Annotated in this window: 17 protein-coding genes; 13 read left to right on the top strand and 4 right to left on the bottom strand. The window is 34.6% G+C overall.

The annotated features are described in order from the left end of the window. Positions 1-70 precede the first annotated feature (70 nt). The 7 genes from HLK68_RS00825 to HLK68_RS00795 all read left to right on the top strand — a co-directional run bounded on the left by HLK68_RS00825 (position 71) and on the right by HLK68_RS00795 (position 6,220). Positions 71-1,030 carry an ABC transporter permease gene (locus HLK68_RS00825; protein ID WP_006785787.1) on the top strand — a complete coding sequence of 320 codons (960 nt, stop codon included), beginning with the start codon at positions 71-73 and terminating at the stop codon, positions 1,028-1,030. A 9-nt stretch (positions 1,031-1,039) separates the two neighbouring features. Then, complete coding sequence (locus tag HLK68_RS00820) at positions 1,040-1,873, top strand: ABC transporter permease (RefSeq protein ID WP_238843612.1); 834 nt, start codon at positions 1,040-1,042, stop codon at positions 1,871-1,873. A 108-nt stretch (positions 1,874-1,981) separates the two neighbouring features. After that, entirely contained in the window at positions 1,982-2,989 is a 1,008-nt protein-coding gene (locus tag HLK68_RS00815) for an ABC transporter ATP-binding protein (RefSeq protein ID WP_009606273.1), read from the top strand. Then, a complete protein-coding gene (locus tag HLK68_RS00810; RefSeq protein WP_132942793.1) occupies positions 2,979-4,013 on the top strand; it encodes an ABC transporter ATP-binding protein in 1,035 nt (344 codons plus the stop codon). Before HLK68_RS00815 ends, HLK68_RS00810 begins: the two co-directional genes overlap by 11 nt. Positions 4,014-4,047: 34 nt before the next feature. Then, positions 4,048-4,746 carry an N-acetylmannosamine-6-phosphate 2-epimerase gene (locus HLK68_RS00805; RefSeq protein WP_006785783.1) on the top strand — a complete coding sequence of 233 codons (699 nt, stop codon included), beginning with the start codon at positions 4,048-4,050 and terminating at the stop codon, positions 4,744-4,746. 98 nt (positions 4,747-4,844) lie between these two features. Then, positions 4,845-5,561, top strand: coding sequence for a GntR family transcriptional regulator (locus HLK68_RS00800; protein WP_006785782.1), 717 nt, complete (start codon positions 4,845-4,847; stop codon positions 5,559-5,561). A gap of 14 nt (positions 5,562-5,575) precedes the next feature. Continuing rightward, complete coding sequence (locus HLK68_RS00795) at positions 5,576-6,220, top strand: peptidylprolyl isomerase (protein WP_132942792.1); 645 nt, start codon at positions 5,576-5,578, stop codon at positions 6,218-6,220. Positions 6,221-6,248: 28 nt separating this feature from the next. Here the strand turns inward: HLK68_RS00795 and HLK68_RS00790 are convergent, their stop codons facing one another. Continuing rightward, entirely contained in the window at positions 6,249-6,701 is a 453-nt protein-coding gene (locus HLK68_RS00790; protein ID WP_006785780.1) for a YhcH/YjgK/YiaL family protein, read from the bottom strand. A 380-nt stretch (positions 6,702-7,081) separates the two neighbouring features. Here HLK68_RS00790 and HLK68_RS00785 point away from each other — a divergent pair, with 380 nt between their 5' ends. The 3 genes from HLK68_RS00785 to HLK68_RS00775 all read left to right on the top strand — a co-directional run bounded on the left by HLK68_RS00785 (position 7,082) and on the right by HLK68_RS00775 (position 9,753). Next, positions 7,082-7,921 carry a hypothetical protein gene (locus tag HLK68_RS00785; RefSeq protein ID WP_132942791.1) on the top strand — a complete coding sequence of 280 codons (840 nt, stop codon included), beginning with the start codon at positions 7,082-7,084 and terminating at the stop codon, positions 7,919-7,921. A gap of 12 nt (positions 7,922-7,933) precedes the next feature. Then, complete coding sequence (locus HLK68_RS00780; RefSeq protein ID WP_132942790.1) at positions 7,934-8,305, top strand: PH domain-containing protein; 372 nt, start codon at positions 7,934-7,936, stop codon at positions 8,303-8,305. Between the two features lie 503 nt (positions 8,306-8,808). Beyond that, on the top strand, positions 8,809-9,753 hold the full coding sequence (locus HLK68_RS00775; protein WP_055164393.1) for an IS30 family transposase: 945 nt from the start codon (positions 8,809-8,811) through the stop codon (positions 9,751-9,753). A 55-nt stretch (positions 9,754-9,808) separates the two neighbouring features. On the opposite strand, the gene HLK68_RS14775 is transcribed toward HLK68_RS00775, so the two are convergent. Next, on the bottom strand, positions 9,809-10,015 hold the full coding sequence (locus HLK68_RS14775) for a helix-turn-helix domain-containing protein (RefSeq protein ID WP_132943024.1): 207 nt from the start codon (positions 10,013-10,015) through the stop codon (positions 9,809-9,811). 1,277 nt (positions 10,016-11,292) lie between these two features. Then, positions 11,293-12,237: a pectinesterase family protein gene (locus tag HLK68_RS00765; RefSeq protein WP_132943025.1), complete on the bottom strand. Its 945-nt coding sequence runs from the start codon at positions 12,235-12,237 to the stop codon at positions 11,293-11,295. Positions 12,238-12,412: 175 nt separating this feature from the next. On the opposite strand from HLK68_RS00765, the gene HLK68_RS00760 reads away from it, so the two are divergent. Then, positions 12,413-12,889, top strand: coding sequence for a dual specificity protein phosphatase family protein (locus HLK68_RS00760; RefSeq protein ID WP_006785776.1), 477 nt, complete (start codon positions 12,413-12,415; stop codon positions 12,887-12,889). Positions 12,890-12,969: 80 nt separating this feature from the next. Then, positions 12,970-13,338: a hypothetical protein gene (locus HLK68_RS00755; RefSeq protein ID WP_006785775.1), complete on the top strand. Its 369-nt coding sequence runs from the start codon at positions 12,970-12,972 to the stop codon at positions 13,336-13,338. A 16-nt stretch (positions 13,339-13,354) separates the two neighbouring features. Here the strand turns inward: HLK68_RS00755 and HLK68_RS00750 are convergent, their stop codons facing one another. Further along, entirely contained in the window at positions 13,355-14,536 is a 1,182-nt protein-coding gene (locus tag HLK68_RS00750) for an MFS transporter (RefSeq protein ID WP_006785774.1), read from the bottom strand. A 269-nt stretch (positions 14,537-14,805) separates the two neighbouring features. Between HLK68_RS00750 and HLK68_RS00745 the strand changes: the two genes are divergently transcribed. Then, positions 14,806-15,597 carry a hypothetical protein gene (locus tag HLK68_RS00745; protein WP_238843609.1) on the top strand — a complete coding sequence of 264 codons (792 nt, stop codon included), beginning with the start codon at positions 14,806-14,808 and terminating at the stop codon, positions 15,595-15,597. Positions 15,598-15,760: the final 163 nt, after the last annotated feature.

Here is a 15,760-nt window from a genome sequence, read left to right as displayed (position 1 = left end):
TTCTTAGTGTCATGATTTAAGGAGTGGAACTTAAATCCACTCCTTATTTTAAAATATGGGGGAGGGCCACATGTTTAATTTTATTGTTAAAAGATTACTCGGAATGATTCCGATGGTGTTCATTATTACGTTTTTAATTTATTTAGGATTAGAATTAACGCCAGGTGACGCCGTATCACATTTAATTAGTCCAGAATTATTAGCCAATGCCGATCCAGCAAAGCTTGAAGAGTTACGCCAGTTATATGGTTTAAATGATCCATTCTTAGTTCGTTATTTCCGTTGGGTCGTTGAACTGTTACAAGGAAATTTTGGATATAGTGTTTCAAGTGGTGTTCCGATTAGCCAAATCTTAAAAGAGTTAATTCCAGCAACGCTTGAGTTATCAGCAGCCGCTTTATTTATTTCAACTGTTCTTGGAAGTATCCTTGGATTATTCAGTGCGATTCGTCGTGGGACTTTTACAGAAGGGTTATTAACAGTAGCTGGTATGATTGGAGTTTCGATTCCACAATTTTTCTTCGGAATGTTATGTATTTTAATGTTCTCATTAAATTTAGAATGGTTACCCGTTGGCGGACGTTCGATGCCTGGACAAACAGCCTTTTTTGATCGAATCGAATATTTAATTTTACCTGCGTTAGTTCTTGGAATTGCCCTAACAGCAGGGGTTATGCGTTATGCACGCTCAAGTATGTTAGATACGATGAACAAAGAGTACATTAGAACAGCACGTAGCAAAGGGTTACCTGAGTGGCGGGTTAATTTAGTTCATGGATTTAGGGTGGCATTGACACCGGTTGTTGTTTTAATTGGATTTAGGTTACCAACACTCATCGGGGGAGCCGTTGTGATTGAAACGATTTTTAGATGGCCGGGTGTTGGAAATGCCTTTGCAACCGCTGTGCGTGCGCAAAATTATCCATTAGTTATGATGATTGCTTTATTTTCTGTCTTAGCTGTTTTAACTGCTAGTTTCTTAGTTGATGTGGTGACAGCCTTACTTGATCCACGAGTTAAATTAAAATAGGAGGTTCTTATGAGTGCGAGTGTAATGAAGAGAAGTCGATTTGATCGAAGACTTGATAAATTAAGAGAAGCAGAGGAAAAAGGGCAACTCGGTCACAAAAAGATGAATCGTTCTTTAAGAAAGTTATTAAATAATCGGTTAGCCGTTATTGGCGTTATTATTTTTGGAGTTATTTTGTTATCGGCGATTTTTGCGCCACTTTTAACGCTGTATGATCCACTAGCCATTGATATGAGTAGTGTTTTAAAAGCTCCATCAGCCACTCATTGGTTTGGGACAGATAAGGTCGGGCGTGATGTCTTTGCCAGGGTCTTATATGGAGGGAGAATTTCAATCTTAATTGGACTTGGAAGTGCATTAGGATGTGCAAGTATTGGAGTATTACTGGGTTGTTATGGAGGATATCGTGGTGGTTGGTTTGATGCTTTAATCCTACGTATTTCTGAAGTCTTTATGTCATTTCCCCAATTAGTACTTGTCTTATTATTGGTGACTATTCTTGGACAAAGTTTAATGAATTTAATCATTATTTTTATTTTAACTGGATGGGGGAGTGTTTATCGTTTAACACGCGCTCAAATATTATCCATTCGAGAGGAGGAATATGTTCAATCATTAAGAGCCTTTGGATTAAATTCATTTGTGATTTGTTATAAACACATGTTACCGAATGCGATTGGTCCTATTTTAGTTAATATTACTTTAAGTACAGCGATGTTTATTTTAGAAGAAGCATCTTTGAGTTTTCTAGGACTGGGAGTTCCATTACAAATCGCGACTTGGGGAAATATTTTAAATGCCGCACAGGATATGTTTACGTTACAAAATAGCTGGTGGTTGTAGTTACCCGTTGGGGTTGTTATTTCATTATTTGTGATGAGTATTAACTTTATTGGAGATGGACTAAGAGATAGTACCGACCCAACACAACAAGGATAGGGGTGTGAGAGTGTGCAAAATGAAGCAGTAGTGACCGTTAATAATTTAAATACGTATTTTTATACGAATCAACGTTGTAATAAAGTCATTAATGGCGTTTCGTTTGAAATAAAAAAAGGAAAAACATTATGTATTGTTGGAGAATCAGGATGTGGAAAAAGTGTAACCTCATCTTCTATTATGCAATTGTTACCGAAGTTAGCTCGCATTGAAGCGGGAGAAATTATTTATCATTCGCATCAAGGAGATATTCGAATTGATCAATTAAAGCGCAATGGAAAAGAAATGCGAGCCTTACGTGGGCAGGAGATCTCAATGATTTTTCAAGATCCGATGACGGCTTTAAATCCGGTGTATACAGTTGGATTTCAAATCATGGAAAACATTTTAGCGCATGAAAAAATAAGTAAAAAAGAGGCTCGAGAACGAACATTACAATTATTAAAAAAGATGGGAATCCCATTTCCAGAAAAGCGAATTGATGAGTATCCACATCAGTTTTCAGGTGGAATGCGTCAACGTGCAATGATTGCGATGGCGATGAGTTGCAATCCTAAAGTTTTAATTGCGGATGAACCGACGACTGCACTCGATGTAACGATTCAGGCACAAATTTTTGAGTTAATGAATCAATTAAAGAAAGATCATGAAACGGCTATTTTATTGATTACTCATGATATGGGAGTGGTGAGTGAGCTAGCAGATGATGTTGCAGTGATGTATATGGGAAATATTATTGAGTGTGGAAGTGTTGACGAAATACTAAGAACCCCTGCGCACCCATATACAAAAGCTTTACTGAAATCTATTCCGATTCTAGGAAAAGGAAGTCATCAAGATCTTCAACCAATCAAAGGTTCAACACCTGATCCATTTGATCGTCCGACTGGATGTCAATTTGCACCACGTTGTGAGTTTTCGTGTGAAAAATGTAATCAAATGCCAGGGGAAACCATGGTTGATGGCACGCATATGGTTCGCTGTTTTAAATATAAAGAGGTGATGAATAGTGGAAAATAATCAGGAAGTTTTATTAGAATTAAAAGGGGTTAAGACTTATTTTCCAATTAAATCGGGATTGTTTAAGAAAAAGGAACAGTATGTTCAAGCTGTTAATGGAATTGACTTAACCATTTATCGTGGCGAAACGATTGGATTAGTGGGAGAGTCAGGATGTGGGAAAACAACGCTTGGAAAATCAATCTTACAATTAGTTAGACCAACTGCTGGAGAAATGCTGTATCAATTTCAAGAAGAAGGTCAAAAAGATTTAAGAAAACTGACAGCAGAGGAAATGGATTTGGCCCGACAAAAGATGCAGATTGTGTTTCAAGATCCTCATTCTTCGTTGAATCCTGCGTTTACTATTTATCAATCTTTATCAGATCCTTTGAAAAAATTTGGCGTTAAATCCAAAAAAGAGAGACGACAAATTATTGGTGATTTATTAGAGGCAGTTAATATGCGACGCGATTATATGGATCGTTATCCTAATGAATTTTCGGGTGGTCAACGACAACGAATTGGGATTGCGAGAGCATTAAGTATTAATCCTGAGTTAATCGTTTGTGATGAATCCGTTAGTGCTTTAGACGTTTCTATTCAAGCTCAAGTGTTAAACTTATTAAAACAACTCAAAAAAGAACGAAATTTAACATATATTTTTATTACACACGATTTAAGTGTTGTTGAATATATTAGTGATCGAATTGCGGTGATGTATCTTGGAAAAATTGTTGAACTTGCTAAAACAGATCAGATTTTCTCGCATACGCTTCACCCATATACACAAGCTCTTTTATCGGCTATTCCGGTAGCTAATTTAGATAAAAAGACCGAACGTATTGTTCTTGAGGGCGATGTTCCAAGTCCAGTTAATCCGCCGAGTGGTTGTCATTTTCATGGACGTTGTAAAGATTGTATGGAAAAATGTAAAACAGTCATACCAGAATTAAAACGTTACTTGATTGACGGAGAAGAACATTTTGTGGCTTGTCACCTTGTTGCAGATAAAATGAGTCAAGATGTCGAAGAAGTTATTTAAGGGTTGATGTCGGTTATAAAAGGAGAGGGGAAACGTGACAAAAGATTTTATACTTGAAAAATTAAAAGGGAATTTAATTGTGTCCTGCCAGGCTTTAGAGGGTGAACCATTATATCAAGAGGATTATAGTGTCATGCCTTTGATGGCACGAGCTGCAAAACGTGGGGGAGCTTGTGCGATTCGAACGAATAGTGTTCGTGATGTTGCCTTGATTAAAGAAGAAACAAATTTACCGATTATCGGGATTATTAAAAAACAATACGAAGGGTTTGAGCAATATATTACAGTGACAATGGATGAAGTGGATCAATTAGTTGGGGCTGGTGCAGATATTGTGGCGCTTGATTGTACGTTAAGAGATCGAGTAGATGGACGCAGTGTTAAAGAATTTATTCAGGCTATTAAGGACAAATATCCAGAGTTGTTATTAATGGCTGATATTTCAACATATGAAGAAGGCGTTTATGCCTATGAAAGTGGGGTTGACTTTGTTGGAACGACTTTAAGTGGGTATACCAGTTATTCAATGCCAAGTGGGGGACCTGATTATGAGTTAGTAGAAAAGTTAGCTCAAACAATTAAGGTGCCTGTTATTGCAGAAGGTAAAATTCATTATCCAGAACAAGCGGCTAAAATGCTTGAAATTGGGGCTTTTTCCGTTGTTGTGGGAGGGGCTATTACAAGGCCTTTAGAAATCACAAAACGATTTGTTGATGCTTTGCATCAAGATTAGAAACAATAAAACAAAAAGAACCAGGTGTCAGATTACATAGACACCTGGTTTTTCTTTTGGTAAAATCAAATTAATATAATATAAAGGATGGATGAGGCGTGTCGTTACCAAGATATCGTGAAATTGCACGAGAATTAAAAGAGCAAATACAAGTGGGACATTATAAAGAGCATCAAACGATTCCTTCAGAACCGGAATTAGCGAAACTTTATGATGTGAGTCGGATGACAGCACGTCAAGCGATTAATGAATTAGTGTACGAAGGTGTTTTGTATCGCGTAAAAGGGAAAGGAACGTTTGTTAATCATCAAAAGTATGAAAAAAGCATTCATGGACTGACAAGTTTTAGCGAAGATATGATTCAAAAAGGATTCAAACCGAGTAGTCGATTAATTAGTCAGACCGTGAGGCTCGCCAATGAAATCGTTGCAAGTAAACTTCAAATTAAAGAAGGTCAAGAAGTGATTGAATTAAAACGTGTTCGCATGGCTGATGAAGAACCAATGGCAGTAGAAATTGTTTATTTACCGGTTCAAATTATTAAGTCATTACCTGATGATATCGGCGCTATTTCATTATATGATTACATTGAAAAAGAGTTAGGACTTTTAATTGATTATTCGATTCAAGAAATTGAAGCTATTTCACTAGAAGCCCCGATTAGTACTTATTTAGAAGTAGAAGCGGGAGCACCTTGTTTACTCATTTGTTTACAGTCTTACTTAAAAAGTGGTCAAATTTTTGAATACGTGGAATCATATTACCGAGCCGATCGCTATAAATTTATTCAGCCAGCTTATCGAAAAGGAATTTAAGGGGGATTTAAAAAATGAAAAAAATAAAATATTTAGCCGGAATCATCATGTGTGCCATGACTTTAATCGTAATGGGATGCAGTAAAGTTGAATTACCAGATGAAATTATTTATCCAGAAGTTGAAACACCTGAACAATTACCGATTGTGACGATGGTTATTAAAGATTATGGAACCATTGAAGCCCAATTGTATCCGCAGATCGCACCGAATACCGTGTATAATTTTATTTCATTAATCGAAAAAGGGTTTTATGATGGATTAACGATTCATCGAGTGGATAAAGGATTTGTTTTACAAGGTGGGGATCCGACAGGAATTGGAAGTGGTGGACCTGGTTATCAAATTGTTGGAGAATTTGCAGCGAATGGGATTGGAAATGATTTAAAACATACAGAAGGTGTATTATCGATGGCACGTTCAAATGATATGGACAGTGCCGGAAGTCAATTCTTTATTATGCTGGGTGAATTTCCTCATTTAGATGGTTCTTATGCAGCTTTTGGAAAAGTGATTAGTGGAATGGATGTAGCGCATGCTTTAGAATCATTAACGGTTGCGCCTGATGGAAGACCCGTTGATAAAGAAGTCATCATTGAGTTTATGACGGTGAATACGTTTGGGATTGATTATCCTGAACCAGAAGTAATTTCAGAATAGGAAAAAGAGGCCAAGGGCCTCTTTTTGTTTATGATAATTTAACTTTACAAACTGCTTTTTGAACGAGTTCGTGATTGATTTTTAATTTTGGCATGTGAATATCTTCTGGAAACACGATGACGAATGTTTCAGGATAACATGGACAGTTAATCAACGGAGTTCCCTCAAATTCAATGAAATCAGTTTTCTCGTCATAAGTTGTTTTGATATTTAAATCACTAACATCTGCATATCCTAAGTATTCGCATCCTGATAACACGAGATGGATATCTAAATAATTTTGATGCCCCTCAAGTAAGCAATTAGAAAGTTCTTCTCCATAGTAATCAAATCGATTAATAAAGACATCATTTCCATCAATTTCAGTTTTGCCTAGTGGTAAAGTCGATAAATCATGATTTGAAATAAAATCAATAGCTGTATCTAAGTTTTGGTTTAATCCTTTGTAACGTGGTAAGTCTTTTAGTTTTCCGATTATCATTGTTATTCCCCCTCAACATCCATATTATACCACATTCCATCCTTTAGGTAAGAGGTTACATATAAGAGTTGAAGATGAATTTTGAATGAATTAAGTCATTCTAATTTTTAAGCAAATTGAAGGTTTGGAAAATTGAAAAAAACAGAAAATAAAATTAAAAATACTTTACATATGAAGAGGATAGGAACTAGAAATTAGGAGCAGGGATAGATCGATTATAAAGTATGAAAGTTATGACGTGGGTGATAAAAAACGAGTAGGGGCTAACTCTACCCGTTTTTTGGCTTTTACTGATGAAATGACATTTATTTTGATTTTTATTCATAAAATGAAATGAAATACTGTGAGTGAATGGATGGAAAGGGAGTAGGGGGAAAGAAATGGATGATTTAAATCGTGCCTATCAAGTATTAGGAGTGAATGCTTCGATGTCGCTTGAAGAAATTGAAGCGATTTATGATGAGCTCGTTTTGAAATATAAAAAAGAGGCTAAGTGTAATATGTATTACAGGCAGAAGCTACAGGAATGGGAGGAAGCTTATGACTGTATTATGGAATGCCGATTAGACGAATTAGATGAAAGAGCGGAAGAAATGGATCGTATCTATCCGAGTCTCTCTGGTGCTTCGAATCATTTGGTTAAAGAAATTAAAATTGGCATGATAGTAGGAGTAGCAGTTTTAATCATGCTTGGAATAGTAGTGGTTGAGCAAATGTACTTTACAAAACAGACCTCAATTCAAGGAACTGAAAATCTCATCTCAGATGTTATTTCATCCGATTTAAATTCTGAATTATTTTATTTGGCGAATCACTTCACGTTAAACCTTGGAAAATTTAAGTCAACTGATGAGTGGGATTGGGGATACTATGAAAATGGACCGACTTGGACGGTTGTCGTCGTACTTGAAGTCACGGAAGCGACGGATTTGGGAGCTCTGATTAATTTAAATAATTTTCGATTAAATTCCGATTATCCGACGATTAGTATTCCTGAGGATGTTTATCTAGATTCTGATGTTAATCATATTCATTACTTAGGGGCTTACAGTGAGATTGTGCCTAAAAGTCAGAAATTTGGGATTGTTTTTAATGTCGATGCCTTTTACGAGGGAGAAGAGCGTTTTATTTATTATCATCATCCAGATGGACGTGTTCAAACGGTGGGATCGTTGTATTTTGAACAAGAAACTCGTGGAATATATGTGGATAATTTTTAAGGAGGGGATGGCATGTCATTCATGCAAAACTTATCGGGTAATTCGGTAGAGATTCATCCTGATAAGGTGGATGAGAAGTTTAAACGAATTTTAACTTCAGATGAGGAGATTAAGTTTGCTTTTAAATCATTTCGAGACTATATTGTGTTGACAAATAAACGATTAATTCTATCAGATGTCCAGGGTGTGACGGGAAGTAAGGTTGAGTATGTAAATATTCCCTATCATAAAATTTCGTGTTTTAGTTTGGAGGCAGCTGGAACAGTGGATTTAGATGTTGATTTTAAGATCTTGGTATCAGGATATGGCGTTATTGAAAAAACCATTGCAAGGGGTGTTAATGTCACAGAAGTAAGCAAAATTTTAGCGGCTTATATTTGTTAATAAGAAAAGGGGATATAAGGAAGTAGCTTTTATAATGATGAAAGATAAATATAGTAAACACTATGCTTAGTATTCTATAAATTATCAGCTTAAACTGCCATTCCTTTAGTGTATATAAAAGATGACTTCGTATATTAGTTTGAAAATAAATGAAAATTTTTTCACCAATAAGAATAAAAAAAGGAGCTATGGTTCGCAGATAAAGCTAATTATCTATTATCCGATAGTTCCTCTTATTTAAAGGTCACACATTAGTTTTAGAAGATGTACATTAAATTTAATAGTTTTTATAGGAAGAAAATAAATTTAGAAATACAGATCATCCCTACCACATAAAATAAAAATTAATGTGTAGTCATAAATTATTTAATATATTCTATAAATGGGGTATATTCTATAAGATAGATTGTAATATTAAGTGCGACACAAAAAAAAACTCATAAATAGGATCTTTGTTATAGAATGAAGTTACCACACAAAATTCTTAACAAGGAGATCTATTTATGAGTTATAAACATCTTAACACATTTGAGCGCACACGTATAGAAGTTCTTTCAAAAATGGGCTATTCAACGAGACAAATCGCTCAACAACTAAATCGCCATCATTCAACGATTGCTCGTGAACTGAAACGAAATACTCAAAAGACGTATCAGGCTGAGTTAGCAGAAGAATTAGCTGGACAACGTCGATTAAGTTGTCGTTGTCCAGAGAAGAAATCTGAACAAGTCATTCAGACCATCCAACATTATTTAAAGTTAACCTGGTCGCCTGAACAAATTTCTAATACCGTTTTAAAGGGTGTTCTTTCATTTAAAACCATTTATCGTTGGATTTATGATGAAACCATTTTGTTAGGAGATTTAAGTTGTTTAAGACAAAAAGGAAAGCGACGAAAACCACGAGAAACACGCGGACGATTTAACATTGGAACGTCGATTCATCAACGTCCCAAAGAAGTAAAAAGACGTGAAACGTTTGGGCACTGGGAATTAGATACGGTTGTTTCAAGTCGTGGAAAGAGTAAAGGTTGCTTGGCGACCTTTGTTGAACGTCAAACACGTTTTTATGTGGCCATTAAAATAGAAAATCGCTCAGCAACAGAAATGTACCGAGCGATTAGTGAGTTATATAAACTCTTTCCTAAAGACACCTTTAAAACTTATACGGTTGATCGAGGAAAAGAGTTTGCTTGTTATTCCAAAGTAGAAGCTGATTTAAAGGTTCCTGTTTACTTCGCAGATGCCTATTCGTCTTGGCAAAGAGGAAGTAATGAAAATGCCAATGGTCTTCTTCGAGAGTTTTTCCCGAAGAAGACAGATTTAGCACGAGTCAGTGACGAAGAGATTAATGAGGCACTCTGCCTCATTAATCATCGACCACGAAAATGTTTAGGGTGGAAAACTTCATTCGAGCTATTTCATGAGAAACTGTCGCATTTGTATTGACAATTCGTCATAAATAAAAATTAGATAGTTATAGTAAGTTTGATGATAATTAATTTTAATTTTTCTGATTCAATTCTTTGTGAAGCGTATTAAGGTCAATATTTAGAGCTTTACAAATTTTTAGCGCATTCTTTAACGACATTCCCATCGGATCTCTTACACCGCTAGTCCAAGCTGCAATAGTGGATTGGCTTAAACCAGTCATTCTTGATAGTGCATACCCAGTTATTTTATACTTCGATAAAAAGGAATTAAAGGACAAATAGAATGCTCCTTTCGTATGATTAGATGTAATGGATATTTATTAAAGTTTGTGGTGTATTTTAAATGACAATACTACACTATTGTGGTATATTTTGTTATTTTCTCTATAATTTAAGAATTTTTTGAGAAATTATAGTATATTTTGAATGACAATACTACACTTTTGTGGTATATTTATGTTTCAAGGGATAAAAAATAAATTTAGAAGATTTATCAAATTATTATGATGATGCTTTTGAAAATTAGATTTTTTCTAATGATTTTATAACCACTTCTAATTGGTTAATTAGTAATTCAAGCTTTGTTATATCTGTGATTAGTCTATATGTTTTATTTTTTTCGGTATTAGAAATCAAGGATTGATGAAGTAAAGAGGTTTTATGGAAGTGGATTAGCTTTACTTCATCTATAATGAGTAAGATATTGTTTAAATGATTAGGTGAGATCATTTTCAACCTCCTTTATTAGGTTATTAGTTATTCATTCATAAAATAAATAAAAAAGCGGGTCTAGGACCCTTCAATATTGATAGGTATTTACAGTAATAAAATCATACTCGTGAGATATAATTACTTAATGGTTTAAAAAAACAATCCAAGTCTAGTTATAATAAGATGAAGATTGTTCTAATGATTTAGTTTTTTTAAAAAAGGTATATAGTTGTGTGGTAAAGATTTATATTAGAGAAATAGAATGTTAAAAAAAGTATTTTATAACTAGACACATGAATTATAACAACAAATGACAAAATATACAATAATTTTAATGTTTTAATTTTTCGACAATATTTGACGTTTTTTTTGCTAGACATACGCAATTATAGCGGATCATATCAACATATACAACGTTTTTTTCGACAAAAAAGCGATGAAGTTTCGATAGTTGAAAATAAATTTTTTTCTTGATATTTATTTTGAATAGTAAACTTTTTTATTTTATTAATAGAGATTATTTATAGTCAGGATAAATCATTAATCCTGTATTTTATTTTTATATACTATTAAAAAAGTGTTGTGAATATTATATAAAAAAGAGCTATAACGAGATAGCTTCAAAAAAAGGCTCTAATTACTACAAAAGGTCTATGCTTAGCATAGACCTTTTTAAGCATTTATAATTGTATTTATAGTATAATTATGAACTATAAATACAGTAAATAGTAGGTTCAATATTTTATAAAATCATTATTTTTAGTTATTTTGAAAATTACTATTCATCTTGTTTAATCACTAATTTGTTTCAATGAAATATTGATTTTAATTTTACGGTATTCCCTTAACATTTCGGATTCCAACCTTTTAACACACGTTCGCGAGTATAATAAGTTGGATGATCAATGACTTTGGCATATGAAGCTCGTTGATGGGGTGTTGCACCGGGACCATAACTGTTGTATTCAACAAATTGTACGGTGTCATGAGAGCTTAATTTTCCCCAATCATCCCATCCTAGAGGGTGAATATGATGGCCCATATAACAATTTAAAAAAGCAACGTGTGCATATTCTCTCCAAGGACGACCAAGGAAAACTGTGTGCGGTGTGGCATTACTTAATAATTGGCAAGATTCAAAGACGTAGCCGTAGGGTTCTTCTTTTTGAGTAGAGGCAGCTGTAATATAACTGTGTCCGTTTAATGCATTTGAAAAAAGAGTACATTTTTCAAAGTAAGCCGTTGCGCTTCCAAAGATAAAATCAATATCTCCTTGAATGTAGCAGTTGTTAAAGTATTGGCGTCCCACTTCTCGTTTAGCGTGTTCTCTTGGGCCGACAAAAGACCCAGGCTTAATAGGTGCTGGTGGTAGAGGTCCCGTAAATAGCGTATCTTGATGCGCCAGGAAATAGCAGTCGTGAAATTGAATACAATCTCCATCTACATATAATGCGAGTGCTTGTCCTACCTCACTTCCTTTTCCCGCTTCGTTTTTAAAGGTTAAGTTAGAAAAGCATAAATGATTAGCTCCAATTAAAGCCGTATACGTTCGAAAGGTCTGATAAATTTCATCTTCATTCCATTGCTTTTTGGCATAATCAGAGAAGGTAATGATTGTTTCTTTTGCCTCTTCCCCAATAAAGGTTAAATGGGGCTTTTCAATCACCAATTTTTCTTCATAGACTCCCTTTTTAATATAAATCGTTTCAGGTTTACTATCTGAGATGGAATCAACCGCTTCTTGAATCGTAAAAAAATCTCCTGTTCCATCTAATGCGACACGTATCATCGTTTTTCCCCCCGGTATTAGAATTATAATAAAATTATATCAATAATTTTCTATAAATGTATCGTTAAATGAGCATTAGATGGAAGGAAAAAGAAAATCATTGATTAGAAGGTGATAAATTTCAAAAATCTACAATAAACTATAGTATAAGAGCTAAAGAAAAGGATGTGATCAAATGGAAATCAAAATTATGAGTCAACAAGAAGCACAGGATTGGAGCTATGACCAATGGATGGGCGTTGCTTTATTGGTATCCATTGTTGGAACAAATACAGAGCCCCCAAACTTTTATCATAACCCAAGAATTGTTGAAAAAATATCATTAGCCTTTGATGATATTACGGAGGTAGCGGATAGTCAAACGTTACTGTCTGAGGCGCAGTGTCATCAAATTAAAGATTTTGTCTTAGATCATGCAGAAGAAGTAGAAAGTATCGTCATTCATTGCTTAGCGGGTGTATCTCGTGGTGCTGCGATTGCTTTTGCTATTTGCCGTTTACTTGGAATGGATGACATGTGGATTTGGACGTCTAATTGTTATAAACCAAATTCGTATTGTGTTGAAAAGTTAAATCGGGTTTTAAACTTAGGTTTAACCGAAGAGGAAATTGATGCTCGGCACGCCTTAATCACCTTAGAAAAAGTCAGCTAAAACCATTTGTTGTAAGCGTTGATAAAAATAGGGTGACATGTTAAGATAAGGGTGAAATACTTCTGAATGGGGATGAGTTTATGGAAGCGCAAAAAAGATTTAACCTTAGTCTTGTGACTGCTGTTTTAAACTTAATTGCAGGAGTTGTCTATTTGTTAGTAAAACTCGTAATTCCACAAATTGAATTAACAGGTGGGCTATCGGAACCAGCAAAAGGGTTTTCTGGTTTCATGCTATTAGTGTTCTCTTGTTTCGCACTAGGATTACTTGTTCTTAACCTCATTACAATGGCTTACTTAAATCGAGAAGGAAAAAAAGTGAAAGGAGCTGTGATTGGAGCAATTGGTCATACTTTTTCATTTTTTGCAATTGGTGCCTTTTATGGCATTCCATCGTTCGTTTTATGCCTCATTAGTTCCTTGTTATTATTTAAGCCTAAAAAGTATTAAACTAAAAAGACATCAGCTATGATTTGCTGATGTCTTTTTGTTTTGTTTTATATTCTTTAATCAGAACGATTAAAGCAATAAATGCAGTAAAACTTCCGACTAAAAACGGTAATTTACTTCCATAGTCATATAAGAAACCAGCAAGTAAAGAACCGACAATCATCCCAAGAGATCTGGCCGAATTCTGGATTCCCATGATTTCGCCAGCATTGTCTTTTGCATGTTTTGAAATCATACTCTGATAAATCGGTTGTGCTAATGGTAAGACGATGAAGAAGATGATTAAGAATAATCCAACAATTATCAGATTAGAACTAAAGGCCCACATAAACAATGAGAAAGCAGTTAAGGCGATGACCACCATTAATGTTTTTAGTTCATCGTATTTAGCAGCCAGTTTTGGACTAATTAAGAAGTTAACTAAAATGGCACAAATGGGTGCGATACTTAAAACGAGTCCATTTAATTGAGTTGGAAGTTTTAAATCTGATTCAACAAAGTAACCGATTGTTGAATTATAAGACGTTGTGGTAATGTTCATAAAGGCAACCGTTATAATCAAGCTTCCAAGTGTTGATTTAAAATCAATCGATTTCTGGCTCAGTTTTAAGTGGTTAGTCGCAATAGAGGCTTTTCCTTCTTTTTTCGTTTCAATGGTTTCTTTTGTGAAAAGACCAAGTGCAATCGTTAATAAGATGCAGGCAATAAATTGGGCGATGAATGTGTACTTATAATTTGACGCTCCGATCCATCCTCCAATATTAGACCCGAGAGCGGCTCCCATTGCTGTTGTGGCAGCTAAGTAGGCCAGTGATTTAGCACGATTTTCTTTTGTTGAAAGATCGCTAATAGAGGCCATTATAACAGCGACGTAACTAACGCTTAAAATTCCCCCAAGAATCCTGAAGATTGAAATGACACCTGCTGTTTGGCTAAGTCCGAATCCAAGTTGTACGGTTCCATATCCTAAAACACCAAGCATCAAGAAGCGTTTACGCCCTTTGTAATCGGAAAGACTTCCCCAAATCGGTGAAAAAATATAGCTACCTAGAGACATCATGGCAAAAAATAATCCAAACATATATGACGGTAGCCCTAATTCATTAATAAGGCGAGGTGTGACGGGATGGGCAAAGTTAAAGACCGTCATGATTAACAAGTTAAAAATCAAAAATTTTCTTAATGATTGTTGTTCCATGTATCCTCCTAATTTTGAGACATTTAACTATCATTATATAAGACTTATCCTATGAATTCAAATGACACATTCTTTGTTTTTTTTCTGACATGAATAAAAACGTCGAATTCTTTTTTTTGATTAAAGTCATACGCTGAATCTAAATCACGTAAGCTACAATATAAAGAATTATTTTAAAATAATGAGACATCATGAATGAGGATTGTTATGTCGTAACGATAAAGATAACACATAAAAAAAGATCTAATAGCACATACGAAAGGGGGAAGTTGCTAAAGTTAATCACTTTGGCAATGAGGGAGATGTCGACTAGAAAAAGAAAGTATTATCGTAACTGGTATCAAGAATGGAAACTCGAAGAAGAATTAGAGGAAGGAAAACAGCTATATGAAAAACCACGAATAGACCCGACACAATATAAGGCGAATCATGATTTAAGCCGTCAGTACGCAGGGAATCGTCAAAATCATAAATCCTCAAATCAACACCTCAACTTATCGCTTTCAAATGATGGAATGGGAGCTGATGTTTTACGAGGTATATTAGTGGGGCTACCACTTGTCATTGTTTTAGTTACTATTTTGTATGCAAGTGGCGTGATTCCACAAGAAAAACTTCTTGGATTATTTGGAGTGAATTCAGTGAGTCCAATCACAACATATCTAACCGAGTATGACGAATTAATGTCAATGCATAATGAAGTGAATCAACAACTTACCTCACATTTAAAATTAAATGATTTTTCAGATAGCTATAAACAAGAACTTCAAACTATTCAGCAAAATATTGAAATTAAAACCACTGGTATCAGTGAAGGGGCAGATGAATCTTTTTCTAATTTAAATCGCCTATTATCTTATAAATTAGCTAGCTTAAATCAAATGGTAGAATTAGTCGTAGCAAATGAAAGCATGACATCTGAAGTCAGCGATTATTATAGCCAATTTGTGACCGATCAAAATCAAGTGGGCACACAAATTACATCGGAACTGACATCATTGCTTGATCAGCAAAACATTAAGTACGTGAAACAAGTCAATGGAACCATTGAAATTAAATAGAAAAAAAGTCATTCAGTGAATAATTGAATGACTTTTTTTGTTTAAACGGTTTCTTAATCGTTCATGATATAAAGGATACTTTCGGTTTAAACTGATACGATTCAAACGACAAAGTTAGATAATCGTTGCCACCAGTTCAGATTAATGATAAACTTAAAAATGG

It is taken from the genome of Turicibacter sanguinis (assembly GCF_013046825.1).
Classification (GTDB): Bacteria; Bacillota_I; Bacilli_A; order MOL361; family Turicibacteraceae; genus Turicibacter; species Turicibacter sanguinis.
The sequence above is the reverse complement of the archived record's forward strand: the minus strand, read 5'-3'. Positions and strand labels throughout refer to the sequence as shown.

Bases quoted from the DNA above. Each gene is read 5' to 3' on its own strand.
- HLK68_RS00755 (WP_006785775.1), top strand. From the start codon at position 12,970: ATGGAAGCGCAAAAAAGATTTAACCTTAGTCTTGTGACTGCTGTTTTA.
- HLK68_RS00785 (WP_132942791.1), top strand. From the start codon at position 7,082: ATGGATGATTTAAATCGTGCCTATCAAGTATTAGGAGTGAATGCTTCG.
- HLK68_RS00790 (WP_006785780.1), bottom strand. From the start codon at position 6,701: ATGATAATCGGAAAACTAAAAGACTTACCACGTTACAAAGGATTAAAC.
- HLK68_RS00750 (WP_006785774.1), bottom strand. From the start codon at position 14,536: ATGGAACAACAATCATTAAGAAAATTTTTGATTTTTAACTTGTTAATC.
- HLK68_RS00765 (WP_132943025.1), bottom strand. From the start codon at position 12,237: ATGATACGTGTCGCATTAGATGGAACAGGAGATTTTTTTACGATTCAA.
- HLK68_RS00825 (WP_006785787.1), top strand. From the start codon at position 71: ATGTTTAATTTTATTGTTAAAAGATTACTCGGAATGATTCCGATGGTG.
- HLK68_RS00820 (WP_238843612.1), top strand. From the start codon at position 1,040: ATGAGTGCGAGTGTAATGAAGAGAAGTCGATTTGATCGAAGACTTGAT.
- HLK68_RS00780 (WP_132942790.1), top strand. From the start codon at position 7,934: ATGTCATTCATGCAAAACTTATCGGGTAATTCGGTAGAGATTCATCCT.
- HLK68_RS00760 (WP_006785776.1), top strand. From the start codon at position 12,413: ATGGAAATCAAAATTATGAGTCAACAAGAAGCACAGGATTGGAGCTAT.
- HLK68_RS00795 (WP_132942792.1), top strand. From the start codon at position 5,576: ATGAAAAAAATAAAATATTTAGCCGGAATCATCATGTGTGCCATGACT.
- HLK68_RS00775 (WP_055164393.1), top strand. From the start codon at position 8,809: ATGAGTTATAAACATCTTAACACATTTGAGCGCACACGTATAGAAGTT.